Source organism: Streptosporangium album (assembly GCF_014203795.1).
Classification (GTDB): domain Bacteria; phylum Actinomycetota; class Actinomycetes; order Streptosporangiales; family Streptosporangiaceae; genus Streptosporangium; species Streptosporangium album.
In genome coordinates this window covers 2,087,212-2,112,227 of sequence record NZ_JACHJU010000001.1, presented here as the reverse complement: position 1 = coordinate 2,112,227, position 25,016 = coordinate 2,087,212, and the positions used below count along the sequence as shown (strand labels likewise).

The 25,016-nt window shown below is 66.5% G+C and carries 28 protein-coding genes and 1 tRNA gene; 16 read left to right on the top strand and 13 right to left on the bottom strand.

Annotated elements, in window-relative coordinates; all coding sequences use genetic code 11:
- Positions 1-11 precede the first annotated feature (11 nt).
- The 7 genes from moaC (at position 12) to FHR32_RS09865 (ending at position 3,548) form a co-directional block, all read left to right on the top strand.
- Positions 12-485, top strand: coding sequence for a cyclic pyranopterin monophosphate synthase MoaC (gene moaC, locus FHR32_RS09895; protein WP_184754038.1), 474 nt, complete (start codon positions 12-14; stop codon positions 483-485).
- A 166-nt stretch (positions 486-651) separates the two neighbouring features.
- Positions 652-1,125: a MogA/MoaB family molybdenum cofactor biosynthesis protein gene (locus FHR32_RS09890; RefSeq protein ID WP_184754037.1), complete on the top strand. Its 474-nt coding sequence runs from the start codon at positions 652-654 to the stop codon at positions 1,123-1,125.
- A 33-nt stretch (positions 1,126-1,158) separates the two neighbouring features.
- Positions 1,159-1,812 (top strand): GNAT family N-acetyltransferase, encoded by a 654-nt coding sequence (locus FHR32_RS09885; RefSeq protein ID WP_184756445.1) that lies wholly within the window; start codon positions 1,159-1,161, stop codon positions 1,810-1,812.
- Positions 1,813-1,936: 124 nt separating this feature from the next.
- Positions 1,937-2,548, top strand: coding sequence for a divisome protein SepX/GlpR (gene sepX, locus FHR32_RS09880; RefSeq protein ID WP_184754036.1), 612 nt, complete (start codon positions 1,937-1,939; stop codon positions 2,546-2,548).
- 57 nt (positions 2,549-2,605) lie between these two features.
- Positions 2,606-2,682: transfer RNA gene (locus tag FHR32_RS09875), tRNA-Ala, on the top strand.
- 133 nt (positions 2,683-2,815) lie between these two features.
- Complete coding sequence (locus FHR32_RS09870; RefSeq protein ID WP_221465339.1) at positions 2,816-3,100, top strand: DUF7710 domain-containing protein; 285 nt, start codon at positions 2,816-2,818, stop codon at positions 3,098-3,100.
- A gap of 37 nt (positions 3,101-3,137) precedes the next feature.
- Positions 3,138-3,548, top strand: coding sequence for a VOC family protein (locus FHR32_RS09865; RefSeq protein ID WP_184754035.1), 411 nt, complete (start codon positions 3,138-3,140; stop codon positions 3,546-3,548).
- 11 nt (positions 3,549-3,559) lie between these two features.
- On the opposite strand, the gene FHR32_RS09860 is transcribed toward FHR32_RS09865, so the two are convergent.
- The 6 genes from FHR32_RS09860 to FHR32_RS09835 all read right to left on the bottom strand — a co-directional run bounded on the left by FHR32_RS09860 (position 3,560) and on the right by FHR32_RS09835 (position 7,073).
- Positions 3,560-3,727 carry a hypothetical protein gene (locus FHR32_RS09860; protein ID WP_184754034.1) on the bottom strand — a complete coding sequence of 56 codons (168 nt, stop codon included), beginning with the start codon at positions 3,725-3,727 and terminating at the stop codon, positions 3,560-3,562.
- Positions 3,728-3,740: 13 nt separating this feature from the next.
- Entirely contained in the window at positions 3,741-4,748 is a 1,008-nt protein-coding gene (locus FHR32_RS09855) for an IS3 family transposase (RefSeq protein ID WP_184756443.1), read from the bottom strand.
- Positions 4,749-4,777: 29 nt separating this feature from the next.
- Entirely contained in the window at positions 4,778-5,185 is a 408-nt protein-coding gene (locus FHR32_RS09850; protein WP_184754033.1) for a transposase, read from the bottom strand.
- A 109-nt stretch (positions 5,186-5,294) separates the two neighbouring features.
- Positions 5,295-5,756 carry a transposase gene (locus FHR32_RS09845; RefSeq protein WP_221465338.1) on the bottom strand — a complete coding sequence of 154 codons (462 nt, stop codon included), beginning with the start codon at positions 5,754-5,756 and terminating at the stop codon, positions 5,295-5,297.
- Complete coding sequence (locus tag FHR32_RS09840) at positions 5,717-6,298, bottom strand: helix-turn-helix domain-containing protein (protein WP_184754032.1); 582 nt, start codon at positions 6,296-6,298, stop codon at positions 5,717-5,719. The genes FHR32_RS09845 and FHR32_RS09840 overlap by 40 nt, the downstream gene beginning before the upstream one ends.
- Before the next feature lie 508 nt (positions 6,299-6,806).
- Entirely contained in the window at positions 6,807-7,073 is a 267-nt protein-coding gene (locus FHR32_RS09835) for a hypothetical protein (protein ID WP_184754031.1), read from the bottom strand.
- A 368-nt stretch (positions 7,074-7,441) separates the two neighbouring features.
- On the opposite strand from FHR32_RS09835, the gene FHR32_RS09830 reads away from it, so the two are divergent.
- The 6 genes from FHR32_RS09830 (at position 7,442) to FHR32_RS09805 (ending at position 13,644) form a co-directional block, all read left to right on the top strand.
- Positions 7,442-7,933 (top strand): hypothetical protein, encoded by a 492-nt coding sequence (locus FHR32_RS09830; protein ID WP_184754030.1) that lies wholly within the window; start codon positions 7,442-7,444, stop codon positions 7,931-7,933.
- Positions 7,934-8,367: 434 nt separating this feature from the next.
- Complete coding sequence (locus FHR32_RS09825; RefSeq protein WP_184754029.1) at positions 8,368-8,970, top strand: acyl-CoA-like ligand-binding transcription factor; 603 nt, start codon at positions 8,368-8,370, stop codon at positions 8,968-8,970.
- A gap of 82 nt (positions 8,971-9,052) precedes the next feature.
- Positions 9,053-10,549, top strand: a complete 1,497-nt coding sequence (locus FHR32_RS09820) for an FAD-dependent monooxygenase (RefSeq protein ID WP_184754028.1) — start codon at positions 9,053-9,055, stop codon at positions 10,547-10,549.
- A gap of 586 nt (positions 10,550-11,135) precedes the next feature.
- Positions 11,136-11,684: a hypothetical protein gene (locus tag FHR32_RS09815; protein ID WP_184753076.1), complete on the top strand. Its 549-nt coding sequence runs from the start codon at positions 11,136-11,138 to the stop codon at positions 11,682-11,684.
- A 188-nt stretch (positions 11,685-11,872) separates the two neighbouring features.
- Entirely contained in the window at positions 11,873-12,652 is a 780-nt protein-coding gene (locus FHR32_RS09810) for a transposase family protein (protein WP_184753075.1), read from the top strand.
- A gap of 338 nt (positions 12,653-12,990) precedes the next feature.
- Positions 12,991-13,644, top strand: a complete 654-nt coding sequence (locus FHR32_RS09805; protein WP_184754027.1) for a hypothetical protein — start codon at positions 12,991-12,993, stop codon at positions 13,642-13,644.
- Between the two features lie 180 nt (positions 13,645-13,824).
- Here the strand turns inward: FHR32_RS09805 and FHR32_RS09800 are convergent, their stop codons facing one another.
- On the bottom strand, positions 13,825-15,090 hold the full coding sequence (locus tag FHR32_RS09800) for an IS701 family transposase (protein WP_221465336.1): 1,266 nt from the start codon (positions 15,088-15,090) through the stop codon (positions 13,825-13,827).
- A 251-nt stretch (positions 15,091-15,341) separates the two neighbouring features.
- Here FHR32_RS09800 and FHR32_RS09795 point away from each other — a divergent pair, with 251 nt between their 5' ends.
- From FHR32_RS09795 to FHR32_RS47200, 3 genes are read left to right on the top strand one after another with little or no spacing between them, the layout of a single operon-like run.
- Entirely contained in the window at positions 15,342-18,230 is a 2,889-nt protein-coding gene (locus tag FHR32_RS09795; RefSeq protein WP_184754026.1) for a TnsA-like heteromeric transposase endonuclease subunit, read from the top strand.
- Positions 18,227-19,240, top strand: a complete 1,014-nt coding sequence (locus tag FHR32_RS09790; RefSeq protein WP_184754025.1) for a TniB family NTP-binding protein — start codon at positions 18,227-18,229, stop codon at positions 19,238-19,240. Before FHR32_RS09795 ends, FHR32_RS09790 begins: the two co-directional genes overlap by 4 nt.
- 27 nt (positions 19,241-19,267) lie before the next feature.
- On the top strand, positions 19,268-19,900 hold the full coding sequence (locus FHR32_RS47200; RefSeq protein WP_184754024.1) for a TniQ family protein: 633 nt from the start codon (positions 19,268-19,270) through the stop codon (positions 19,898-19,900).
- 198 nt (positions 19,901-20,098) lie between these two features.
- Here the strand turns inward: FHR32_RS47200 and FHR32_RS09780 are convergent, their stop codons facing one another.
- The 6 genes from FHR32_RS09780 to FHR32_RS09755 all read right to left on the bottom strand — a co-directional run bounded on the left by FHR32_RS09780 (position 20,099) and on the right by FHR32_RS09755 (position 25,014).
- Positions 20,099-20,365, bottom strand: a complete 267-nt coding sequence (locus FHR32_RS09780) for a hypothetical protein (protein ID WP_184754023.1) — start codon at positions 20,363-20,365, stop codon at positions 20,099-20,101.
- Positions 20,366-21,114: 749 nt separating this feature from the next.
- The gene (locus FHR32_RS09775) at positions 21,115-21,705 is read right to left on the bottom strand and encodes a hypothetical protein (RefSeq protein WP_184754022.1); all 591 of its coding nucleotides are present in this window, start codon (positions 21,703-21,705) and stop codon (positions 21,115-21,117) included.
- 316 nt (positions 21,706-22,021) lie between these two features.
- Complete coding sequence (locus tag FHR32_RS09770; RefSeq protein WP_184754021.1) at positions 22,022-22,789, bottom strand: hypothetical protein; 768 nt, start codon at positions 22,787-22,789, stop codon at positions 22,022-22,024.
- Between the two features lie 77 nt (positions 22,790-22,866).
- Positions 22,867-23,493 (bottom strand): hypothetical protein, encoded by a 627-nt coding sequence (locus FHR32_RS09765; protein WP_221465335.1) that lies wholly within the window; start codon positions 23,491-23,493, stop codon positions 22,867-22,869.
- 2 nt (positions 23,494-23,495) lie between these two features.
- Positions 23,496-23,765: a hypothetical protein gene (locus FHR32_RS09760; RefSeq protein ID WP_184754020.1), complete on the bottom strand. Its 270-nt coding sequence runs from the start codon at positions 23,763-23,765 to the stop codon at positions 23,496-23,498.
- A gap of 343 nt (positions 23,766-24,108) precedes the next feature.
- A complete protein-coding gene (locus FHR32_RS09755; RefSeq protein WP_184754019.1) occupies positions 24,109-25,014 on the bottom strand; it encodes an MBL fold metallo-hydrolase in 906 nt (301 codons plus the stop codon).
- Positions 25,015-25,016: the final 2 nt, after the last annotated feature.

Below are 25,016 nucleotides of genomic sequence, written 5' to 3'. Positions count from 1 at the left end.
CATGAGACCGTATGAGTGGATTCACGCACATCGACGAGACCGGTGCGGCGCGCATGGTGGACGTCTCCGCCAAGGACGTCTCGGTCCGTACGGCCAGCGCCACCGGCAAGGTGCTGCTGTCGGCGGAGGCCGTGGCCCTGCTGCGGTCGGGAGACATCCCCAAGGGGGACGCGATCGGCACCGCGCGGATCGCCGGCATCATGGGCGCCAAACGGACCCCTGATCTGATCCCGCTCTGCCACCCGATCGCGCTGCACGGGGTGAAGGTCGAGCTGACCGTGGCCGACGACGGGGTGGAGATCACCGCGCGGGTCAGGACGGCGGACCGGACCGGCGTTGAGATGGAGGCGCTGACCTCGGTCGCGGTCGCCGCGCTCGCCCTGATCGACATGGTCAAGGCGGTGGACCCGGCGGCGGTGATCACCGATGTCCGGGTCGAGGAGAAGACCGGGGGGAAGACCGGGACCTGGACCCGGCAGGCCTGATCGCCGAGGCCGGAGACCAGGTCCGGTGCCGGTGCCGGAGGTGGATGCGCACGCAGGTGCACGGTGCCGGAGGTGGATGCGCACGCAGGTGCACGGTGCGCTCCTCGGAGCCGGTGAAGCGGTGCTCCGCCCCCGCCGTAGCCGGTGAGGCTGAAAGGATGACGGCATGAGAGCTCTGGTGATCACGGCGTCCAACCGGGCTTCCGCAGGGATATACGAGGATAAATCCGGGAAGTTGCTGGCCGAACTCCTGAGGGAGGCCGGATGCGACGTGGACGGCCCCCGGGTGGTCCCCGACGGTGACCCGGTCGAGGCGGCGCTCCGGGCCGGGGTGGCCGAGGGCTACGACGTGATCGTCACCACCGGCGGCACCGGACTGACCCCGGCCGACCTCACGCCGGAGATGACCGGGCGGGTGCTCGACCGGGAGATCCCCGGCATCGCCGAGGCCATCCGCCAGGCGGACCGCGACAGGGTGCCCACCTCGATCCTGTCCCGGGGCCTCGCCGGCCAGGCGGGCAGCAGCCTGGTCGTCAACCTGCCGGGCTCCTCCGGCGGGGTCCGCGACGGCATGGCCGTACTCCTGCCCGTCCTGCGGCACGCCGTGGACCAGATCCACGGTGGAGACCATCCCCGCTGACTCCATGGCACGCCGGCGCGCCTTGGGGGGATGATGGGATGCGTGGATCGACTTCGTGGCTGGCCGGTGACCCTGACGGAAGGCCCGGTGGGACTTCGGCCGTTGCGTCTGCGGGATGTGCGCGTCTGGCGGGAAGCGCGGCTGCGCAACGCCAACTGGCTCCGGCCCTGGGAGCCGAGCAATCCCGAGACCCCTCTGTTCAGGACGGGGCTCGGCCCTTATATCTCGATGTCCAACACCCTTCGCAGGGAGGCCAGGCAGGCGCTCGCGCTGCCCTGGGTCGTCACCTACGAGGGTGCTTTCGCCGGGCAGCTCACCGTCGGCGCCATCGTCTGGGGCTCGGCCAGGTCGGCCCAGATCGGCTACTGGGTGGACGGCGCACTGGCCGGCCGGGGCATCATCCCCACCGCGGTGGCCATGGCGGTCGACCACTGCTTCTTCACCACCGGGCTGCACCGGGTGGAGGCCAACATCAGGCCGGAGAATCACGCCAGCCGCAGGGTGGTTGAAAAGTTGGGTTTCAGGGAAGAAGGCGTCAGAAGACGGCATCTGCACATCGACGGTGCGTGGCGCGACCACATCTGTTACGCCCTCACGGTCGAAGACGCACCAAGAGGTTTACTCGTGCGGTGGCGGAGGAGCCGGGAGTCGGCGGCCCATGGTGGCCCTCCCCATGAAGAGGTTTGAAGATCTCGCGACACACCGCATCGAATACTCGTCAAATAGTGACACGCGGTCTTACGGTGCGTGACGTGAGCACATTGAGGACGCCAAGAGACCACAGGCGTCCTCATGCTGCCCGGAGGTGTCCGTGAGCAGTGCTCTTCTGTATCTTGCCATTGTCGTGATGTGGTTGTGCGTCCTCGTTCCCATGTGGTTGCGGAGGGATCGGCCCACCTTCGTCGAGACGCACAAGGGCGCGGATCCGTCTCTCTCGGACGAGCAGCCGACCGAGGACGAGACGTCCGACACCCAGATCGTCGCCCGATCCGACCTCCTGTCCGGGATGGCGGACCCGGCCGAGTCCGAGCCCGTGCCGTCCCCGGGGGAGCGTCGTCGCGCCGAGCGGCGTCGCCGGGCGACACAGGTGGCCAAGCGCAGGCGGCTGACCCTCTGGTGCACGCTGCTGGTCCTCGCCTCGGTGGTGACGGCCGCCGTCCAGGTGATCCCCTGGTGGGGTGTTTCGCCCTCTTTGGTGCTCCTGGGGTCCTATCTGGCCGTCCTGAGGGTCTCGGTGCAGATCGACGCCGAACAGCGTACGGCTGCCGCTCAGGCCCGCGCGGAACGCGCCAGGCGCGCCCGCCGCCGGGCCGCCGAACAGGAGGCCCAGCGGCCGGTGGCGGAGATCATCGACCTGGACGCGCACCGCGACGAGATCTTCGACCAGTACGCCGAGGCTCCCCGCCGTGCGGTCGGCGACTGATCAGTGCGTCGGATGGCGCGAGCGCGCCCGGAAGTTTGCTAACCTAGTGCACGTCTTGGGGATGTAGCGCAGTCCGGTAGCGCACTTCGTTCGCATCGAAGGGGTCAGGGGTTCGAATCCCCTCATCTCCACCAGGCCAGAGGCCGCTTCCGAGAGACCGGGAGCGGCCTTCTGCGTTGCTGGGTGACCAACTGAGTGACTACGGTCCATCCACCGAGGCTGTGCCCCTCCGGGTTTCGCAGAGTTCAGTGACGAGGTGTCTCAGCGGTGAGCGATTCCAGTCCCGTGACCGTGTGGGTCTTCCTGGGCCAGGGTGCGCAGTGGCCGTCAGGCGTGTTCCGGACGCGAGAGCGCGCAGAGTCGTGGATCAAGACCGGCGAGCTGACGGGGATGATCACGGAGTACCCCCTCGACACGGGTGTCTACGACTGGGCGATCGAGCATGGCCACTTCCAGCCCCGCGCCGCCCATCAGCAGACCCCCTCGTTCGTCGGGCGCTTCACGACCGCGCAGCAGGAGCACTTCCACTACACCGATGGGAACCCGGACTAAGGCTCCTGTATCAGATATCTTGTGACAAAATCGCGAAATGCTGCGACTCACCGATTTCATCATCGACTGCCCGGACACGATGAAGCTGGCGGCCTTCTACTCTGAGGTGACGGGCCGCGCGATCAAGGAAGGCAGCCACGAGAACTGGGCCGGCATCAAGTTCGGCGAGGTCGAGCTGGCCTTCATCCGGGTGGACGACTACCGCGCTCCGCAGTGGCCCGACAGCGAGCACCCCAAGCAGTTCCACCTCGACTTCGAAGTGGACGAGATCGAGTCCGAGCAGCGCCGCGTCCTCGATCTCGGCGCGACGCTGCAGCAGGACTTCATCGGCCACAACGGCTACGGCTGGCGGATCTACACCGACCCGATCGGCCACCCCTTCTGCCTGTGCCGCAACAAGGGCGTCATCTGGACCGACCAGGGCCCGATCTGGCCCAAGCGCGACTAGTGCTGCGTTCCTCAAAGGGTGTACACGAAGTGGCGGCGGTATGAGCGAGGTGTGGGCTGGAGGCGTCCCCAGATCCAGGGGCGGGCGCGGGCGTTGAGCTGGGCGGTGGCAACGCGGGTGGCGTGGTCGATCTCATCGGGATCGGCGAAGGAGGTCCCGGCCAGAGCGGAAGCTGTCAAACTGATTGAGACATCAGGCTACTTGCGGTGTTTGTACTGAGGTCTCGGTCTGGAGGGTCGTGGATGGCTTGTTGATCCACACTCGGGTGGGCAGCGGCGGCGGGCAGGGCCGACGACCGCGGAACCGCTCGGGGTGGGCCAGGAAGGCCGCGTTCAAGGTGGCGACCCGTTTGGCGTGGATCTCGGCCGCGGAGCCGTCGTGCACGGACGCCGGGGTGTGCATTCCGATACCGGAATGGCGGTGTTCGTTATTGTAATATCGGAAGAACTGGCCGCAAAAGACGTTGGCATCTTCGATGGACCCGAACGTTCCAGGAAACGCGGGACAATATTTGAGCGTCTTGAACTGCGCTTCCGAGTACGGGTTGTCGTTGGACACGCGCGGCCGTGAATGGGACTGATCGATCCCCAGCAACGCGAGCAGGCCGGAGACGGTATTCGACGTCATCGACGTGCCGCGGTCGGCGTGAATCGCGCCCGGGGCAATCCCACCATTGGCCTCAATGGCGTGCTCGATGAACTCTCTGGCAAGGGTTCCTGTTTCCGTCGGCCAGATCTCCCACCAGACGGTTTTACGGGAGAAGATATCGATGATGACGTACAGGAGATAGTAGACGCCGCGCGAAGGTCCTTTCAGTTTCGTGATATCCCAGGACCACACCTGGTTCGGCCCGTCGGCTTCCAGTTCGGGTTTCTTCTTCGCCGGATGGACGGCCTGGGCGCGGCGCTCGCCGGAGGAGCCGCGTTCGCGAAGGAGCCGGTACATGGTGGCCTGCGAGCACAGGTAGGTGCCCTCGTCCAGCAGGATCGCCCACACCTGGCCCGGGGACCGGTCGACGAACCGGGGCGAGTCCAGCACCGCCAGCACGTGCGCGCGTTCTTCCTGCGACAACTCGGCCGGATGATGAAACGGCGTGCGCTCACGCGCCACGCGCGGCCGGGGATGGCGTTTCCGATACACGCCGGCGCGGGATCTCCCGAGGATCCGGCACGCGTGCTGCGTGCCGACGGCGGCTTCCAGGCCGGGGAAATACTCATCGAGGGCCTGGTTCAGCTCTCGTCGGAGTCCGCGCTGCTTGAGATGTTCTCCAGCAGCGCGAATGCTTTTCCCGCGATGTCCAGCGCTGTCCTGGTCTTTCCGAGTTCACCGGCGAGTTTGTCGTTTCGCGCCGCGAGTTTGGCCGCGTCCGCCTTGAGCTTCTTGTTCTCGGCCCGCAGCCGGGCCAACTCCTCCGATTCGGCGTCCTTCTTCGGTTTGCCGGTCGACGCGGCCAGGGTTCCGTTGTCTTGCTGCTTGCGCCAGTGCTCGATATGCGAGTGGTACAGCTTCTCGGTGCGCAGCAGGGCACCGCGTTCGGGGCTGCCCTCGGGCAGCGCGTCGTAGGCCGCGAGGATCCGCGTCTTGTAGGCCGCGGTGAACGTCCGGCGCACCGGCCGGCTCGGCCGCTTATCGGTCACGTGACCATTTTGCCCCGTCATGGCGGTCTGATCAGCGAAGGTCATTGTCACTGTCTTGGTGGTCCCGTCTCGCCCTGCTTCACATCAAAAGGACTCATACGTCTATGTCTCACAGCAGTCTGACAGAGAGGGGAGCGGTCTTGCGGAACAGGCGCCACCAGCCCTCTTGCAGGTTGAGCCAGCACGCGCCGACCGGGATGAACACCTGCCGGATGCGGGGGTGGTCGATCAGCCACGTGCGGGTGGAGACGCTGTTGTGACTGGAGAGGTTGTCGGTGATGACGACGATCTGGCCGTGCGGGTTGGCCTCTTCCACCTGCTGGAGAAACCGTTGGTAGTGGTCGCTGTTGCGGGAGGCGGCGGTCATGGTGACCGCGGCGCCGTCGGCGACGCGGAGCCCGCCATAGACCCAGGTCTTCTCCGGGCCGCGCGAGTAGTCCAGCTCGGCTTTGATCCGATGGCCGTCGGGCGACCAGGCGGGCGAGGGTGGGAAGGTGCGCGGGATCACCGGTCCGAGTTCGTCGGCGCAGATCACCGTGGAGCCCTCCGGCGGGGCGGTGTAGAGCTCCACGATGGCCGTCCTTTTGGGGCGAATTCCGGATCCCGGCTGGTCACCCAGCTGCGGGTATGGCGCCAGCGCACCCCCTCGGCCAGCAGGATGCGCCGTACCTGGCTGCGATGCACCTCGATCCCGGCCTCCTGGGCCGCCTGGGTGAGGGTGTCCAAGGTCCACTCCGCCGGCTTGTCCTCATCGGCGGCTGACAGCTCCCCGGCCGCATCGCGGACCAGGCGCCCGGGCGGCGCCGACCGGGCCAGCGCGATGATGGCCGAGCGCTGCTCTTCGGTGATCCGCCGCTTGCGCCCCACTCCGGGACGGTCACCCAGTCCATCGAGGCCGTCGGCGTTGAACCGGTGCAGCCAGCGGCGCACCTTCTTTTCATGGCAGCCGATCTCGGCTGCGATCGCCGGGACTCCCAGTCCGTCCCAGCTCAGCGTGACGATCCGGGCTCGCTCGATCCAATCGGCCGGGGCATGCCGGGCCCGAGCGAGCTGATGAACCTTCTTGGCCTCCGCCTCGTCTTGCAGCGGACGGGCCCGCAGAAACTTCGGCACCGTGCTCGCCTCCACACAGCAGGTCAGCACCCTTTGGGAACAAAACCTACCCATGCAAAGAGGAACGAAGCACTAGCTCGGGCACGGCAAGCACTGCGGACTGAGTGACCAACTGAGTGACAACGACCGCGGACGAGCTTGGACGATCGTGGACTGTCGAGGACCACCCCCGCAGCTCAGGCGGCACATCGACCGAGGTCTCCGTCCGGGCGAAATGGCTTCGCATCGAAGGGGTCAGGGGTTCGAATCCCCTCATCTCCACCAGGGGCCGTTCTTGAAACGGCTGGACTGAAGTTGACGGGATCCCGTCTGATCATCGCGATCGGGCGGGATCTTGTCGTTTCAGGGGTTTCCGAATTGGGTTCGTCCTGGTTTGGGATCTGCGGAGCGGGTGTCCGGGAAGGTGCAGGTGGTGTCAGATCGCTGGTCGAGGACCGAGTTCGCGTCGTTGGGCATGGCGAAGGCGACGCTGGGCTGGGTGTTGCGACAGGGTGATCTGAATTGCGGCTTATGGGATGGGTGGTGGCCTGCTCCGACCCGGGAGCGGCATGCGGTCGACCTGCTCTGCTGGGATTTCGAGGACGTCGGCCGAGGTGTCGGGCTCGCCTGGAGGCTGCTGGGTGTGGCGCCACTGGTCGAGGAAGTGGTCGTTGGCGACGGCGACGATCAGCGCGGCCAAGATGGTCTGGGCGACGCGGCCGTGGGCGAGCCGGTTCTTCGGATCACTCAGGTCGAGGTCGTGGCCCTTGAGACGGCCGTTCAGCCCTTCCGTCATGGCCCTGACGGTGGAGTACGTCCCTCGCCAGGAGGGGCTGAGGTAGGGCAGATCCTGGCGGCACTGTGGGCAGCTTGGGCGAAGTCTTCGAGTCACGACCATCCTGGAAAGCGATCTTCGCCGGGGCGTCATCGTCGCTGCCCAACCACACTCATGAACGCCCCGACCGCAAAGAGTCGCGCAGTGATTACAAAAATGTAACTGTAGAGGGCTGTGAGACGCCGGTGAAGACAGATCTGCAACATTGTCGCTGCAAAGCCTTCAGCGCCAGACGCAACCCCACAGGCAGGTGATCGAACTCGCTCGCCCTTGATTGTCGGGCACGTTGTCCGGCAGCATGATCGTTTGGTTGAGGAGGTGCAGGTAGCATGGCGCTGTCGCGCATAAACAACTGCCTGAAGAGCGTCGTGGCCCCGCTCGTGGTTCCGCTAGGTGCTGTCCTCTTGGTGGTTGGCCTGGGATGGGCCGCGCTGTACTTCTTCTTCGGGCCCGATGTGCGGCGCGTAGACCCGGCCGTGCTCTCGGAGTTACGAACCATCGGCCGGGTTGTCGGCGAAGACGCCAGTATGCTCCACGAGTGGGAGAACACGTACGTCGAAATGAACGACCTCGTGATCTACTTCGACGGCAACGTGAAGGACGACATACTCGCCGCGGCCGAGCAACGGCTGAACCAGAGTGGCTGGTCCGTATCGCGCAGGGAGCCGCCTGAAATCTGGCTGGAGTCGGCCAGATGGCCTTCTGCCCTCGTTACGGTGGAGCAGCTCAAAAAGACGCACATGAGCAGCGACCTACGCGAGCAGGTTGCAGCCACAGGGCTGCCAATGGACAACATGGCGTACATAAGCGTCCTGCCGTGAGCCTATGACCCACCGAAATAGAAGCGCCAGTTCTCTCCTCCTGGGAGGGAACTTTGGCCACCTACGGCCTGAGCGCTCAGACGCTGCCCTGCTGCGACTAGAGGCTTAGCGGGAAGCGATCTTCTTGGCACGGGAAGCGATCTTCGCAACCCCTCTCGCGCCCCAGGCCAGCCCTACTTGTGAACACCCCAACACCCTGTTTGTCCTCGGATCAGATCGCCACGGTAGGCGCGCCGGGTGTGCCCGGAGGCACCAGTGACCAGATCGGTGAGGAAGCCATCGAGGTGCCGGGCGGGCGAGTGCGCGCGGCCGAGCCGCTCGATGTGGTGGCCCGAGGAAGAGATATCGAGCAAGGCCGCCGCATAGATGCGAGCCACGCATCTTTACGTATCTCGCATCTTTGCGTGGCTCGCAAATTTGTGTAGAGTATTCGCATGGGGCTGCGAGAGCGCAAGAAGGAAGAAACCCGGATCGCGCTGAGCTGGGCGGCGATCAAGCTGACCGTCGAGCGTGGCTTCGACAACGTCAAGGTGGAGGACATCGCCGCCGAGGCGGGTGTCTCGCACCGCACGTTCAACAACTACTTCTCCAGCAAGGGGGAGGCGATCGCGGCCAGGCACTTCGACCGAGCGGTGCAGATCGCAGACGAGCTGAGGTCCAGGCCGGACGGTGAACCCCTGTGGGAGGCCATCACTAACGCCGTGTTCGCCCGGTTCGCGCTTGGCATGCAAGAGGCCGAGCGTCCGGCCGACGAGCGCTGGATCGCCGGTGTCAAGCTGATGAGCCAGCACCCGGAGCACCGGGGCGAGTTCCTCAAGGCCCACACGGCCGCGCAGGAAGCGCTGGCCGCGGCGGTCGCCGAGCGCACCGGCACCAATGCCGATCGAGATCTGTATCCGCACCTGGTCGCCGGGGCGGTCGGCGCCGCCATACTCGCGGCCATCCATCTGTGGCTCCACGGCGATGCGCCGGCACCGTTCGAGGAACTGCTGCGCGACGCCCTCGGTCAGGTCGCCGCCGGCCTGCCCACGCCCTGACCCTTCCAGACCTTTCCCATCTTCCCTATAGAAGATCAGCCGGCCTGCCGCCGGTCGATCCGTCATGCCCGGAAGGACCACCATGATCGCCGATATCGTCATAGCCGGAGCCGGGCCCAACGGCCTGATGCTGGCCTGCGAGCTGAGCCTGGCCGGAATCCGCCCCCTGGTCCTGGAGCGCCTGCCAGAGCGCACCCAGGACAACCGCGCCAACGGCCTGGTCGGCCAGGTGGTACGGATGCTAGACCGGCGAGGCCTGTACGAGCGGCTCGCTGGTAACCAGGACCCACCGCGGCCCGCTCCCGGATTCGTCTTCGGCGCGCTGCCCATCGACCTGAGTGTGCTGGACGACAACCCCCTCTACATCCTCCAGGTTCCGCAGCGCAGGATCGAGCAGATGCTGGAGGAACGGGCCGTCGAACTCGCCGTCGAGATCCGGCGCGGCCACGAGCTCACCGGATTCACCCAGGACACTGATGGCGTGACCCTCCAGGTCAGCGGGCCGGCCGGGCCGTACACGATCGAAACGCGCTACCTGATCGGTGCCGACGGCGGGCACAGCATCGTACGCAAGCTGGCCGGGATCGCCTTCCCCGGCGTGACGACCGACGGCACGATCGCGCGCACCGCGCACGCCGTCGTGCCGGCCGAGTTCGTCGATCCGGCCACCGGCGGCCTCGACATTCCCGGGTACGGACCCATCCCGCCGTTACTGCACCACCGGACCGACCGCGGGTTGTTCGTGTACGCGCCCCTGCCGGGTGCCCCCGCACCGTTGATCTCCACTATGGAGTGGAACGGACAGGACGCCGAGGGGCCGCTCACGTTCGCGGAACTGCAGGCCAGCGCCCACCGCGTGCTCGGTGTGAACATCGCTTTCGGCCCGCCCGACGGCCAAGGGCCGCACTTGATGCGCAAGCTCAACGGCGGCAACACCCGCCTGGCCGAGCGTTTCCGAGACGGCCGGGTGCTGCTGGTCGGCGATGCCGCTCACGTGCACTCGGCGATCGGCGGGCCTGGGCTCAACCTCGGCCTCCAGGACGCGGTCAACCTTGGCTGGAAACTCGCGGCCGAAGCGCGCGGCACGGCCCCCGCCGGTCTCCTCGACACCTACGAGTCCGAACGACGCCCGGTCGCTGAGCGGGTGGTGATGTCCTCGCGCGCCCAATCCGCACTGATCGCCCCTGGCAGCGAGGTCACCGGCCTGCGCGCGCTGTTCACCGAACTGCTCGGCGACCCGCGCAACGTCCGCCGTATCGCCGACCTGATGTCGGGCGCCGACGTCCGCTACGAGGTGGGCAGCGACCATCCGCTGGCCGGTCGGTGGGCTCCCGACCTGGACCTCAAAGACGGGGTCCGGCTCGCCGAGCTGACCAGGGACGGCCGCCCGCACCTGATCGACTTCACTGGCGGCGACTGGGGATACCCCGCAACCGCGGGGCTGCCCGGCTCCGCCGTGCCGTGCACGGCGCTGCTGCTGCGGCCCGACGGATACGTGGCATGGGCCACCGACGTCCCGCAGCCGGACGCGGCGTCCCGCGCATCGCTCCGGGCGGCGATCCAACGCTGGCTGGGATGACTGGATAGGTGCACCTCGTCCTAGTGAGCACCTGAGCTGGGCTTTTGCGGTCCTGACTGTTTGATCGGAAAGGTGTCCGGAATGCGGCACGTCGGTTGCGGCCTGGCCTGCGGCGGCCCGGGCGAAACCCTCATGCAGGACCCGCCGATGACACCCGTCCGTACCGACTGCCCGGGAAACGATCAATTCCTGTCCGGGAAGCGATCTTAGAAAGGTCTGCTGCGCCCCAGGTCATGAGCACTCGTGAACACCCCGCCAAGGGCCGTTCTTGAAACGGCTGGGCTGTAGTTGACGGGATCCCGTCTGATCATCGCGATCGGGCGGGATCTTGTCGTTTCATGTCCTGTCGCAGCGAAAACTGAGCATTGAGCTAGTTCCATCCTGTCCTCGCAGGTCGGAGGGGGTGGCCTGGCGGTGTTGAGTGTGCTCTCTCCTGGTAGACGGCTGGGATCATGGGTCTCGATCGTCCGCCGGGGGCAAATGTGGATCTTCCGGCTTTCGTCTGCGCTGCCCGGCCTGGGGTCGTTATCGTCCGTGTCCTGGTGATCTCGCCAGGTAATCGTTGTCTTGTCGGCCGGGGGAAGCCATGTCGTCGCCGCTGCTGGAGCGCATCACCATGCGCCTGGTCGCGCTGGGCACGCACGCCGATCGGTTGCGCGAGCAACTGGCCGAGACCGAAGACGAGATGGACCGGCTGCGTGTGGCCGAGCAGGTGGTCAAGGAACTCCTCGCCGACGATCCCGCCGAGCAGCTCAACGCACCCGGCGAGCCCGGCGGTGAGCCGACGCCGTTCTACCAGGTGATGCTCACCCCAGCCCAGGCAGCAGAGCAGGCCTCCCAGGGGATAGAGCTGCGCCCCATACCCGTACCCGTACCCGCGTCCGTGCCCGTGCCCGGCGGTTTGCTGATCCCGCACCGTCACCACGCTGCCGGCACTGATGAGCTGCCCGCCGACTACCAGGCGCTACTGGCCGCGGTACGCGCCGCCGACGGCCCCCTCATCTGCAAGGCGATCTGCGCCCAGCTCAGCCTTTCCACCGAATCGGGGCAGGTCGAAGGCGTGCGGGCCAAGCTGAACCGGCTGGCCGAGCGGGGCTGGCTGCGCAAGACCCCCAGCGGCGCGTTCGCCCCCTGACCTCGGGCGGCCCACTGCGCCCACTGCCGCTTCCCGCAGCCCCTGGCCAGGCCCTGCCCGGGTGAAACATCCCGAGCGTGTCCCCGGCGGGGGCCTGGCGGCGTGTGACCACAACCAAAACCACGACATCGACAACGTCGAAGGCTTCGACGTCCGCCGAAGACACGCCCTCGCCTGTCTACTCCTGCATGCTGCCGCTGTCCACCCAAACCCTCACCTTCCTGGCCGACCTGCTGCGCGCTCATCTCAAGACCATCGGCTCGCGCTGGCGGAAACTGCCCGCCGGGAAGATCGCCACCATCGTGCTGGCCGTCTTACGCCATGACCAGCGCCTGGCCGACATGGCCGGCGCCAACAACGTCTCGGCCTCCACCGTGCGACGCTGGATGCTGGAGACCGTCGAACTGCTCGCCGCCCGCGCACCCCGCCTGGACCGCGCCCTGAAGAAGATCGCCAAAGCCGGTGGTGAGGTCGTCCTGCTGGATGGCACCCTGATCCGCACCCGCCGCCGCACCGGAGCCGACAACCGCAGGAACTACTCGGGCAAGCACAAGGCCCACGGGCTGCTCGTGGTGGCGCTCACCGACACCCGCGGCAACCTGCTGTGGGTCTCCGCCGTCCGGCCTGGTCGCGCATCGGAGATCACCACCGCCCGGCACAACCGCCTCACCGCCCGCCTGCGCGAGGCCGGGCTGGGCGCTATCGCCGACCTCGGCTTCGTCGGCCTGGACGACGATGACGACAATCCGGTCATCATCACCGGCCGCAAAGCCACCCGCGGCAGGCCCCTCACCCCCGCGCAAAAGCAGGTCAACCGGCTCATCAGCGCCGAACGCGCCCCCGTCGAGCACGGCTTCGCCACGTTGAAGGCCTGGCGCATCCTCACCAAGCTCCGCCTGGACGCCATCCACGTCACCAAGCTGCTCCGCGCGCTGATGGTCCTGGCCATCACCGAACACACCCGCTGACCGATGATCACCCACCATGATCAGTACCCACCACCAGCCAGAGCATGCCCTCAACGGATCACACCAGGCCCCTGACCAGCAACTTCAAGTTGGAACGATCTCATTGTCATCGAAGGTTGATGACGGCTACGGTGTCTCACCGAAGGTTGAGTGACTGCTGGGGCTTGATGTCCGTTGCGCCTCACCGACAGCGCGTTCGAGGTCTGGTACGTCGCGGAGGGCCGCGGGTTGTGCGGTGTCCCGTTAGATGAGGCGGGTTGCAGTGCGCGAGTTGGGTTCACAGGTTGGCGGGAGGCCGTCCTCACGTGAAGCAGTGCTCGCCGACCGGGGCTGGAGGCGTGATCGAGAAGCGATCGCATGCGTTGACCGCGACCATGGTGGCGAGCTGGCTCGTGGTCGTGACTGGACGGTATCTGCTGTGGCTGGAGTACTACGATCGGATCATCGAGCAGCTGATCCTTGGGATCGTGTTCGTCGTGGCCGTGCTTTCCACGTCGTGGTGGGCGCAGAGACTCATACGCCGACGTGGTGACATCCGCGGTTACGTCGCGGTCGGTGCGGCGGTCGTTCTGTGTGCCGCCGTTGTGCTGCTGCCCTGGAACGGGATCTTCGGGCGTACGTGGTTCGCGGTCCATCACGGCAAGTTCACCGCGCTGGCCCAGCTGGCCAAGGACAGGAAGCTGTCGGCGGACATGCCTTCGGGTGGCTGGGTGCGTCTGCCTGATGAATTCGATGTCCTGCATTTTGATCATCTCAGTACGCAGGATGTACCGATGGAGCTTTATCCCGGACGTGTTCTCATGATGGGACTGTCGAACGAGGAAGTGTCGGAGAACATGTTCCTCTACATCTATGACCGGCCTGACGCCGCGCGGGTAAGTCCCTGTGATCTCACCGCGACCACGTTCGACGATTACTGGTGGTGCAGCCGGCTGGGTGACGGCTGGTGGTGGCTGGCGCGCAAGTCGAACTATCCGGACGTGGACGAATAGGCGCGCGAGGCTGAGCGGGGCCGGCATCGCATACCACCGCCGTGACCATGACGCTGAGCCCTAGTAGTACTTCGTTAAGTTACGAAGTGTTATGGGGCGCGTACATTTGATGGCATACGTGGCAAGCGCCGGTCCAGGTGGCGAGTAAAGCCTGGAGTTCGCCGAGAACCTCATACAAGGTCAGGCCGGCGCAGGGACTTTTGGGTCTAGCCGTAGTTCGGTACAGAATGCCTGCGCTAATGCGGCCAGGGTGACGTGGCGGTGCCAGCCGAAGAAGCTCCGCCCCTCAAAATGCTTGAGGCCAAGACCGGTATTGAGCTCCCGGTAGTCATGCTCGATCCGCCAGCGGATCTTGGCGAGCCGGACGAGTTCGCGCAGCGGAGTCTCGGCGGGGAGATTGGTGATCCAGTAATCGGTGGGTTCGGATTCGCCTGCCGGCCATTCCACCAGCAGCAAACGCGCAGGCAGGCTGCCGTCGGGGTTGCGGGGGATGTCTTTGTTGGCCAAGAGAACCGGTAGAGCCATGAAGCGTGATCGCATTTTCGCGCCTGGATTACCGCTGGTCTTCCTTGTGCCTTGCCGCCAGGTCACCCGCCGCAGATTCGCCCGCCCTGCCGCCAATGCGAGATTGCGCAGATTCGATGGCTTGCCTGGATAGCGTGGTCTCGGCGGGCGCCCCTTGCCGCTGTATTCCGGCAGTTCAGGCACCGCATCTCCGGGGTAGGCCGACAGATCATCGGAGACGGCCGCCACGTAAGACAGGCCGCGGTCCTCCAGTCCCAGCCGGAAAGCGGTGCAATCGCCATAACCGGAGTCAAAGACCACCGGAAGATCGGTGCCGACTCCCCACTCGTCGTACATCTGGTCGATCATGTTTAACGCCAGTCGCCACTTCTCCTGGTGACCGACGTCCTGAGGGATCTTGCACCGGTCGCGGCGCTTGTGGACCGTTTCCGCCTGAACCGGATCCTCGATCTTGGCCGGGTCCCACGACTCGGGGATGAACAGCCGCCAATTGACCGCGGACGAGGCATGATCGGTGACCAGATGTGCGCTGACGCCGATCTGGCAGTTTCCGGTCTTGCCCAGCGTCCCGGAATACATCCGGGCCACTCCCGGAGAATTCGGGCCGTCCTTGGGGAAGCCGACATCGTCGATGACGACCGCCTGCGGACCGATCCGTTCCAGCGCCCAATGTGTGAGGTTTTCCCGGACCGGTTCGTAGTCCCAGGTCGAGTCGGCCATGAATTGCTGTAACCGCTGGGTGTCAACTCCCAGACGCTCCGCCATCGGATCCATCGACTTGCGCCGCCCGTCCAGCATCAGCCCCCGCAGATACAACTCGCCGGTGGCGAGTTGATCACGGCGACGAAGCACCCTCCGCAGCATCTGATCTGCAAACTTCTCAAGCCGCGGGCGCACCGGCGCCATCTCGTCAGGTGTCACGACAACATGATCCCGAAGTGACTTCTCAAAATGATCACGCTAGGTGATCGACAATCTAACGAAGTACTACTAGCAGTGCCCCAGGGTCGTGATGTCTCCGTGTCGTGGTCAGCGGAGACACCTTCTCACCGACAGGAAGACCTGAACGACTGCGTTCGGAACCGTCCGAACCAAGGTGACGTGCCGCAAGTCAGCGCGTGTCCCTCCCGCCAACTTCACTCGGAAGGGACGCTTGAGTTCCAGGAGAGACGTTGAGGGAACAGGCAGGTGCGTACGGCGACCCTGTGCTCAGCGCCTTCGACCTGGACTTCTTCGATGGCGAGCGGCGGCTGCGGACCCGGTTAGGCGACGGCTGGAGCGTCCGGTTCGAGCACGTGCGGCCGGTGCGGGGGTTCCGTTGGGCCAAGGGAGGCCGGGGCTTCGCCGGCTGGTACTGGTCAGCAACTACCGGCGACCATGTCGGCTACGAATCCTGGCTGGAGCGGGACCGGTTGATCCTGCTGGACTTCGATCCGCAGGTGGTGGGGATCGCCTCGCAGCCGTTTTGGCTGCACTGGCGTGATGGCGACGCTCGTCGTCACGCGCCCGACTACTTCGTACGGTTGGCGGATGGCCGCGCGAGGGTGGTTGATGTCCGCGCTGCGGACCAGGTGAACGAGCGGACTGCGGAGGCGTTCGCAGGCACGGCCGAGGCCTGCGCGGCGGTCGGCTGGGAGTTTGAGCATCTGGGCGTCCCTGACCCGATGTTCATGGCGAACGTGCGTTGGCTGGCCCGTTACCGGCACGCGCGATGCGTCCGCGACGAGGTGGTTGGGCGCCTGGAGAGGGTCTTTCGTCGGCCGACTCCGCTGCGGGCAGGTGCGGAGGAGGTCGGCGATGTGCTGTCGGTGCTGCCAACGCTGTTTCACCTGTTGTGGGCTGGTGTGCTGCGGGTGGATTTGCACACCTGTCTGCTGAGCAGCGGCACCATGGTGCACACGGCGGACGGGTCCGTTGCTGTCCTGGAGTCTGGGGTTGGGACGCGGGGCGTCCTTGCAGACCGCGGACGGGGCATGGACGGCGGGAGGAACGAGATGAGCAAGCTGTCGCGGCCGGCCTCGATCGGGGTGGGTGAACGGGTGCGGTTCGCCGGGCAGGTGCGGGCGGTGCTCGCAGTGTCCGCAAGGGCGGTGACGCTGGCCGATGAGGAGGGACCCGCGCGTGAGGTTCTGCTGGGGGAACTGCTGGGAGATCCGGACTTCAAAGTGTTCGCCAGCCCAGTCCGGATGCCTCTCCCTCCGCTTTCGCTGCTGGAGGCGATGCCCCGGCATGCAGTGGAGAAGGCTCTGTGGTGGGAGGGGCACATCCTGGAGGTTCTGCACGGCACGAGGCCTGAGGTGGCCGAGGATGCGCGGCCTCGCCCCGAGTACGACCCGGCCCGCCATTCGCTGACCGCCCGCGAGCGGGCCAAGGCGGCCGAGTTGACCACAGCGGGGCACCAGGTCAGCGTGAGCACGGTCGGCAACTTCCGTCGCCGCTACCAGGCCGAGGGGGTGCTGGGGCTGGCGGACCGGAGACCGGTCCGCAAGAAGCCGCAGTTCGGGTCGGTGGGCGACGCGGTCGTAGCCGCCATGCGGCAGGCGATCAAGGAAGGGGAGGACGACTCCACCCGCACCGGCACCTACATCATCTGGCGGACCGGCGAGATCCTGCGCGAGCGGGGTGCGTCGGTCGAACTGCCGTCGAAGGCGACGCTCTACCGGCTGCTGGCGAAGCTGTCCCAGGGCACGCACGCCCTGGGCACGGCTCGCGCCCGCCGCTCCCGCGCCCACGGCGCGAAGGCACCGTTCGGCCAATGGACGGTGTTCGCACCGGGCGAGGTGGTACAGATCGACTCCACCCCGCTGGACGTGCTGGTCCGTCTCGACGACGGCGTGGTCGGGAAGATCGAGCTCACCGGCATGATCGATGTCGCGACCAGGACCGTGACCGCTGCGGTGCTGCGGCCCACCACGAAGGCGGTGGATGCGAGCGTACTGCTGGCTCGCACCGTCACGCCGGAGCTGATGCGGCCTGGCTGGGTGGACGCGCTGAGGATGTCGCACTCGGTGCTGCCGCACCGCCGGCTACTGAGGCTGGACGAGCGGCTGGAGCACGCCGCCGCGCAGCCGGTGATCGTGCCAGAGATGATCGTCTGCGACCACGGCAAAGCGTTCGTTTCCCACAGCTTCCGCGCCTCTTGCCGCTTCCTGGAAATCGACTTTCAGCCCACGCACAAGGCGTCCCCGTTCCAGAAGGGGCACGTGGAGAAGATGCTCGACTCCGTCGGCACGCTCTTCGCTCAGTTCGTGTCCGGGTTCACCGGCCGCAGCACCGACCACCGCGGCCGGAACCTGGAAGAGCGGCGGTTGTGGTCGCTGCTGGAGTTGCAGGAGCTTCTCGACGAATGGCTCATCGCGTCGTGGCAGAACCGCGAACACAACGGTTTACGCGACCCGCTGCACCCGGGCAGGTCCTTCACATCGAACGAGAAGTACGCCGCGCTGGTGGAGGCCTGCGGCTACGTTCCAGTCGCGCTCAGCGCCACCGACTACATCGAACTGTTGCCGGCGACCTGGCGGGCGGTCAACGACTACGGCATCAAGATCAAGCGGCGCACCTACGACGGCCCGGGTCTGATTCGGCGTCAGCACTCCGGTGTCACGGCGAAGAAGGGCCTGTGGGAGGTCCACCACGACCCCTACGACATCTCCCGCATCTGGGTACGCAACCACCACGGCAACGGCGAATGGCTGGAAGCCACCTGGAAGCACCTGCGCCACACCCCCGTCCCGTTCGGGGAACTGGCCTGGGACCACGCCGCCCGTGAACTGCCCGAGGGCACCGAGGCGGAGATCGCGGACGCGGGCGCCGCCTTGCTCACCCGCGCCCACGCAGGCCCCGAGGACGCGGAGAACGGCGGGGCGAAGCCGAAGAAGCGCACACGCCGGGAGAAGCGCGTGGCCGCCCGCGCCAAAACCGCCCAACCCGTCCCGACCCCACCGCCGGCCCCGGAGCCCGAGCTTGATGCCGAGGAGACCGCGGGTGAGGACAAGCCGCTGGCCGAGGTGATCCCGCTGGGACTGTTCGATCCGCTCGCCGACCCCTGGAAGTCTTCATGACCCGCCCTTCCGCCCCGCGCCCCCCATCCGCCGACGAACTGAGGGAGCCGGACCGTCACCTGACGAGCCTGCCGGGCTGGCGAGTCTTCGTCGCCGACCAGCCTTCGATCCCCGTGCTGCTGTCCGACGCGGACCGCGACGCGCTCTCTCCGGCCGAGCGCACCCGCTACGAGGAGGAGCGGATCGACCACCACACCCGACTGCTGGTGGTGGCGACCTCAACCATCAAGCACACGACCATCTGCGGGCGGCGCCTGATGTTGCTGAACCGGCACGCGGTCAGCGCCCGCCGCGGACTGATCATCTCCGGCCCGGCTGGCACGGGCAAGACCACCGCCATCACCCAACTCGGCCTCGCCCACGAACTGCTGGACCGGGCCCGCCACCCGGGCGTGAGCGACCGCATCCCGGTCGTCTACATCACCGTCCCGCCCGCCGCCACGGCGCGGATGATGGCAGTGGAGTTCGCGCGATTCCTGGGACTGCCGGTCGGCACCCGGGCGAACATCACCGACGTTCTGGAGTCGGTCTGCGGCGTCCTCATCGACGCCCGGGTGGGCCTGGTGCTCGTGGACGAACTGCACAACATCTCGCTGACGACCCGCTCCGGCGCAGAGGTCGCCGACACGCTCAAGTACTTCTCGGAGCGAATCCCGGCGACCTTCGTCTATGCGGGGATCAACGTCGAGCGCGAAGGGCTGTTCAACGGCACCCGCGGGCAGCAGATCGCCGGGCGCTTCACCCTGATCCCGACCGCGCCGCTGACCTACAACGCCGAGTGGCAGGGCCTGGTGGCCACCTTGGAGAACGCGCTCCGCCTGCACGCGCACCGCCCCGGAACCCTCACCTCCTTGGACCGCTACCTGCACCAGCGCACCGGCGGCATGATCGGTTCGCTGTCCCACCTGATCCGCGGGGCGGCCCTGGACGCGCTCCTGGCCGGCAGCGAGAGGATCACGAAGAAGGGCCTGGAGGCTGTCCCGCTCGACCACGGCTCCGAATTCGACTGACCCCGCCGACTCGGAAAGGCCTTCGGCATGCCGCCCAGCAGCCCGGACGACCGCCGCCTACCCGCCCGTCTGCCCATCAACATCCGCCCCCGCCGGGGTGAGAGCGTCGCCTCCTACGTTGAACGCCTTGCCATCGCCAACCACCTCGCACCAAACCTCCTGCGGGCACACTTGCAGGGATCATCGGATTTCCGAGGGCGCCCGCAGCTGGACCGACTCGCGGCCGCAAGTGGCCGCAGTCAGGACGTGTTGCGGCGCACCCTTGCCGGATTCCTCTGCGAGAGGTGCTTCGCCCCGCTCCGCCTTGGAGTACAGGGAGCCGTTCGCTGGTGTTCGGCCACTTGCCGCCAAATGGCATACCGCCAGCGCCACTCCGAACGTTTCCGACCAGCGCCTCAACCGCCAATCGTGAACTCATGTGAGGCATGCGGAACTTCCTTCACCTCGCCTGCTCCGTCCCATTGGTACTCTCGCGATTGCCGCCGAGCCAGCCAACCGCCGCACCGACGATGCGGGCGATGCGATGCTCTGCTGCCTCGTGACGACCCCCGTGGTCTGCCTCGGCTCTGGTGCTCAGACGCGTGCCGAGTATGGGCCTACCGAGAACGTCGGAAGCAACGCCAGAAGGCAGCTGAGCCACGATCACTCAAACTTCGATGAGAATCGCTCAACCTTCGCTGCGACAGAACAGTTCAGGAGTTTCCGAATCGGGTTCGTCTTGGTTTGGGAGCCGCGGAGCAGGTGTCCGGGAAGGCCCGGGTGGTGTCAGGGCGCTGGTGGAGGTTGGAGTTCGCGTCGCTGGGCATGGCGATGTCGGCTCCGGGCTGGGTGTTGCGACAAGGTGATCTGAAATGCGGGTTATGGGGCGGGTGGTGGCCTGCTCCGGCCCGTGAGCGGCGTGCGGTCGATGTGCTCTGCTGGGATCTCGGGAATGTCGGCGGATGTGTCGGGCTCGTCTGGGTGCTGGTGGATGTGGCGCCACTGGTCGAGGAAGTGGTCGTTGGCGACGGTGACGAGCAGAGCGACCAGGATGGTCTGGGCGACGCGGCCGTGGGCGAGCCGGTTCTTCGGATCACTCAGGTCGAGGTCGTGGCCCTTGAGACGGCCGTTCAGCCCCTCCGTCATGGCCCTGGCAGTGGAGTACGTCCCCCGCCACGAGGGGCTGAGGTAAGGCATCCTGGCGGAACTTGTCGAGGTGGCCGAGGTCGTCGTTGCGCAGGGTGATGGTGTGCTGGTGGCAGATCTTCGGCAGTTCACCGGTCTTGTGGTCGGGGGCCGGGGGTCGGGGGCAAGACGCGGGGTTTGGCCGCTGGGTGGGCGGCTCGCTGCCGGGCGTCGGTCAGGTCGACCGCGGTGGGTCGGCTGGGGCCGCGCTGGTGGAGGCGGTCGAAGCGGGGGCAGGTGACCGACGGGGAGGTGCCTGCTGCCGGGCATTGGAAGCGGATGTTGCGGTCTGCGTTCGGGCTCTGTTTGAGACGCAGCAAGTACGGCTGGCGCGCGGTGATCAACGCGGTGAGTTCTTCCGATGGTGTGCGGGTGGCGGCGTCGTCCAGGCCGGTGGTGGCGGTGGCGAGGCGGCCGGGTATCAGCGGGCAGGCCAGGGAGCCGTCGATGAGCAGCGCGCTGTGGACACTGATGGACGATGGCGGAAGATCCCAGCAGGAAGAGCAAAGCCCCCAACCATGTCGAGCCGGTACCACGCCTGCTTTGCAAGCAGGGGGCCTTGGAGCGATATACGTGAGGCCGAGCCCCTCCGTCGCTAGCCCGCTGCCGCTCCGTGGTGGATCGAGGGCGTACGAAGTGATGAGAGAGACTCGGGGGAAACTGTGCGGGCGCACGCAGGCTGCTCACGTGGCGGGGAGTGTGGTTCGCCTTCAGAGGTTCGCAGGGGCCAGCCGAGCAGCTCGTTTCGCCATGGAAGGCTGCAGCTTTATCGCGAGTTGGTAGAGACCTCGCATCTGAGGCGGGTTCTTCTGCCAGTACTCCAGGGCGCGATGGACCACCTCCCTTCCGCAGACCTCGGCCACCCTGCGGTCCAGCGCGTATATCTGCCCTCTGATGATGATCGGCATTCCGATCACGATGAGAAGTGTCAGAGTCACCACGCCGAATGGGATGGGTGAGTCGAACAGAAAGATCAACGGGGCCCCAACGAGGCCAGCCACAGCGCCGATGCCAGCCGAGGCCGAAGTTGATACCCCCTCCTTGCGAACACGTGTGCGGTCGGATGCCGCGATGGCCCACCCGAGATCCACGTCCTGCAAATGCTCCGGCAGGTCGTCAAAGGTAGCTCCGATGACAATCAGTGAGTTCTTGCCGCGTCTCTTCAGCATGCAGTCCGCTCCTTGGGGCGGCTGGCCGTAGACCACGTCAGGTGGGTTGACACCAAGCCGCCGGGACAACTCCTCAACGCGGGGACGCATCTTCTCTATATTCACACGGTCATCTTCGAGGGCAAACGTCACGGTGCAGTCGCAATCGACACGAGGTGAGATCACCGACGAGTCGGCGGAAAGGCAGCAGGTTTGACAGATTCCGAACCTGGCGGTGAACACCTTGCCTGACGGAGTGCGCTGGACCGCTTCAATCCGCCACCGGTGATGCACCTGTAGCTGGACTGCTCTCTATTGCACCGTCTGGGCCTGGGGCGATACTCAGCGTGGAGGCGTTGCTGCGGCTGGTGGCCTTGGTCGACCGGTTGCGGTCCCCGGTGTCTGGTGAGGCAGGTGAGGCCGAGCGCCCGGTGAGCTACTGGTGCAGGGGTGTTATTCCGACCGTGCACTATTCCTCGGCCTGGAGGGTCTCTGGCAGCTGCAGGAGCTCCGCCTCGGTGGCGAAGGACTCGGTTGCTGAGATGAAGGTCAGCAGGCGGACGGTGCGTCCTGCTGCGGCGGCTGTCTTGTGGTGACCGTCGAGGAGGTAGTGGAACAGCCCCCAGTGGCGTTCACGGCGGAACCAGGGTCCTTGGATGTCAAGGAGCCCGAGGGCGACCGCTGTGGGGTGGCTGTCGGCGGCGCTGGCGTAGCGGTCAGTGGTTGCCGGATCAGCCTGTGCGGGGTCGGTGATGGGGACGGCGAATTGGAACAGTTCATCGTGCTCGTTGACACGGTTGCGGCCGAGCCGGTAATAGCCGGTGTTGGCTGGGTCGAGCGGATACTCGAACTCTTCGTTCCGCCAGGCGCTGGGGCCTTCGGCTGCGAAGTAGTCGTCAGCTGAGCCGGGCGTGACGAGCCTCGGCTGGACGTCCAGCAGCATGACGAGGTAGTCCCCATGGGGCAGCTGAGCGGAGAAGGCGCCGATGATCTCGGAGTCCAATGTGTCGAGTCCGGTGCTGAGCCGGTCGCGAACCTCTTCTGCGGGCGGCGGGCCCGCGGTCGCTCCGGGTTGGCGGCGCAGGACCAGTCCGCAGGTGCCGCACGAGTAGGCGATCCGGTAGGCGGGCTTGCCGTCGATCGTCAGGTAGCGGCTGGGTCGTTGGGTCCAGTCGACCCCAAGCCGGGGTGTCTTCGTCCCCAGGGGCATGAGCTCGCAGGCGAGAACGTCGGTCATGGTCGGAGTCTGCCGTGATGCCAGTTCTGGGGCATGCGGATTATTCGCAGGCTCACCACCGGGTCCGGTGTGGACGGTCATGGAGTTGCTGCGTTCAATGCTCGGGTGACGTCGGTGAGGAGCGCGGCTGCCCAGAGCAATACCTTGGGGTCGCCGAGGCCTGAGCCGGTGAGCCATTGAGCGGCGCGGCGCGCGTCCTGCTCGTCCTGGATCAGCCCCCACTGTCCCGGCTGGACGCCGGTGGCCCTGCGGACGTCGGCGACAAGGCCTCCCAGACAGGTCCAGGTGTGCCAGCGCCCGCTGTCGAAGCCGACCAGTTCAAAGCCCAGCCGCTGGCCGCCGGCATGCGGGAACCTCTCGTGCCGGGCCAGCCGTTCCGGTAGGCCGCCGGCTGCTGTGTCCCAGCCGCCATCGGCGATATCGGCCAGCAGCCCAGGAACATCGGCGGTGGCGAATCCGACTGCGAGGACGTGCAAGCCCGGCTTGCCGGCCTGGTCGCGCGCGATCTCAGCCTCCTGAGGGCTGGCGAACCAGTCGTCCCAGCCATTGGGGTCTACTGGCATCAGGTCGACCACGCAGTCGCTCAGCGACACCAGGCCCGTGCTGGGAAGGGCGGTGTCCTGCCAGTCCTGGCGATCAGCGCGTGGGGCGACCCGATAGCCGGCAAGGGCGTAGCCGGGCTCCATCGCGCCATCTCTTCTCAAGATCAGTCCTTTTGGGGTTGGTCCGGGCAGCTGGCCTCGACCCACGTTGCGGTGAGGTCCCGGCAGACGATGGTGGTGGACCCGGTGTGGCAGGCGATCTCGTGGGCGCATCCGTCCGGGTGCGGCAGCACCTCGTCCAGGATGACCTCACCGAGTCGGGTCACGCGAGGCATGTCTGATGCGGTCTGCAGCGTGAAGCGGGTCACGCCCGTGTAGCGGATGGTCAGGTCTTCCTCGTGTTTCCAGCAGTTGTGCCGGAATCCGAGCTGCATCCAGCCGTCGTCACCGTCCTCACCGGACAGGGTCTGGTCCAGCTTCAGTTCGGGTACGGCCAGGGGCTGGGCGAACGTATCGGCCTGGTTCTCGCTCGGGGCTAGCCACGCGCCGACGGGGTCGTCCTCGGGAAACGATCACCCTGATTCCGGGAAGCGATCTTCCTGGCACCTACTCCGCGCCTGGCAAGGGCCACTCGTGAACTCTCCACAAGGTCGAGTGGCCCGGTTCCGTATTATGGATCCGGGCCTTTTCGCTGTTCAGCGGCTATGCGGTCGGTTCCTCCGTGGGGGAGGCCGTACGGCCTCGGCAGGGCTCTCGCGGACTGGAGCCGGCGAAAAGTCAGCCAACACCGCCTGAGCCCTGCGCAGTGCCCTTGCGGCAGATGACGAAGTCGGCGAAGGCATGTCGGCCGGGCCGGTCGCCGATCGCATCGATCGCCTTGCGGATGCCGCGTAATTGATCCACGGTCATCTGCAGCGGCGGTTCGTCCGGCTGGTAGGTGGTGAGGACGGGGTAGTCCACACCCGGCTCGTTGGTCATCTCGATGTGGCAGCCGAGGACGTGGGTGACCGGCCGGACGTCGGCGAACCCGATCAAGCGGTCGATAGTCCTGCCGAAGGCGGCCCAGTCCTCCACATACAGCCGTCCTGGATACACCGTGTCGCCGGTGAGCAGGAATCCGGTGTGGGGGTCGTAGAACGTGACGGCCGCCTCATGGTGCCCGGGGGTGGCCAGGCACTCCAGTACTCGGCCCCCGAGATCGACTTGAGCCACCCGGTCGGGGGCGTCGGCGAACCCGAAGTACTCCCAGGCGCTTTTCAGATCCGCTCCCACGACGACGGTGTCGGGGCGGTCGGTGAACTGGGCGTCTCCGGCGATGTGGTCACGGTGGGCGTGGGTGTGCAGGACGAGCAGCGGGTAGCCGTCTCGGGGATGCTCGGCCAGCCGGCGTCCGGTCAGGTCGTCGACGACCCGGCGCAGAGGGAAGAACTCGGCGGACGCGGTGGCTCCGGTGTCGATGAGTACGGCTCGGGTGCTGCCGAACATCAGGAACAGGAATGGCGCCTCGTAGTTGATCGCCATGTTCTGGCGCAGGATGAACGTGTGCTCGTCGTAGGAGTACACCTGGATGTCGGGATCGGTGTTGTGCTTCGCTGACGGCGACCCGTGGATCCAGCGGACGTCCAGTGCGCGAGGCTCGGGCGTCTCAGACGTGAAATCGACCGGATGCGTGCTTCCGCCCATGA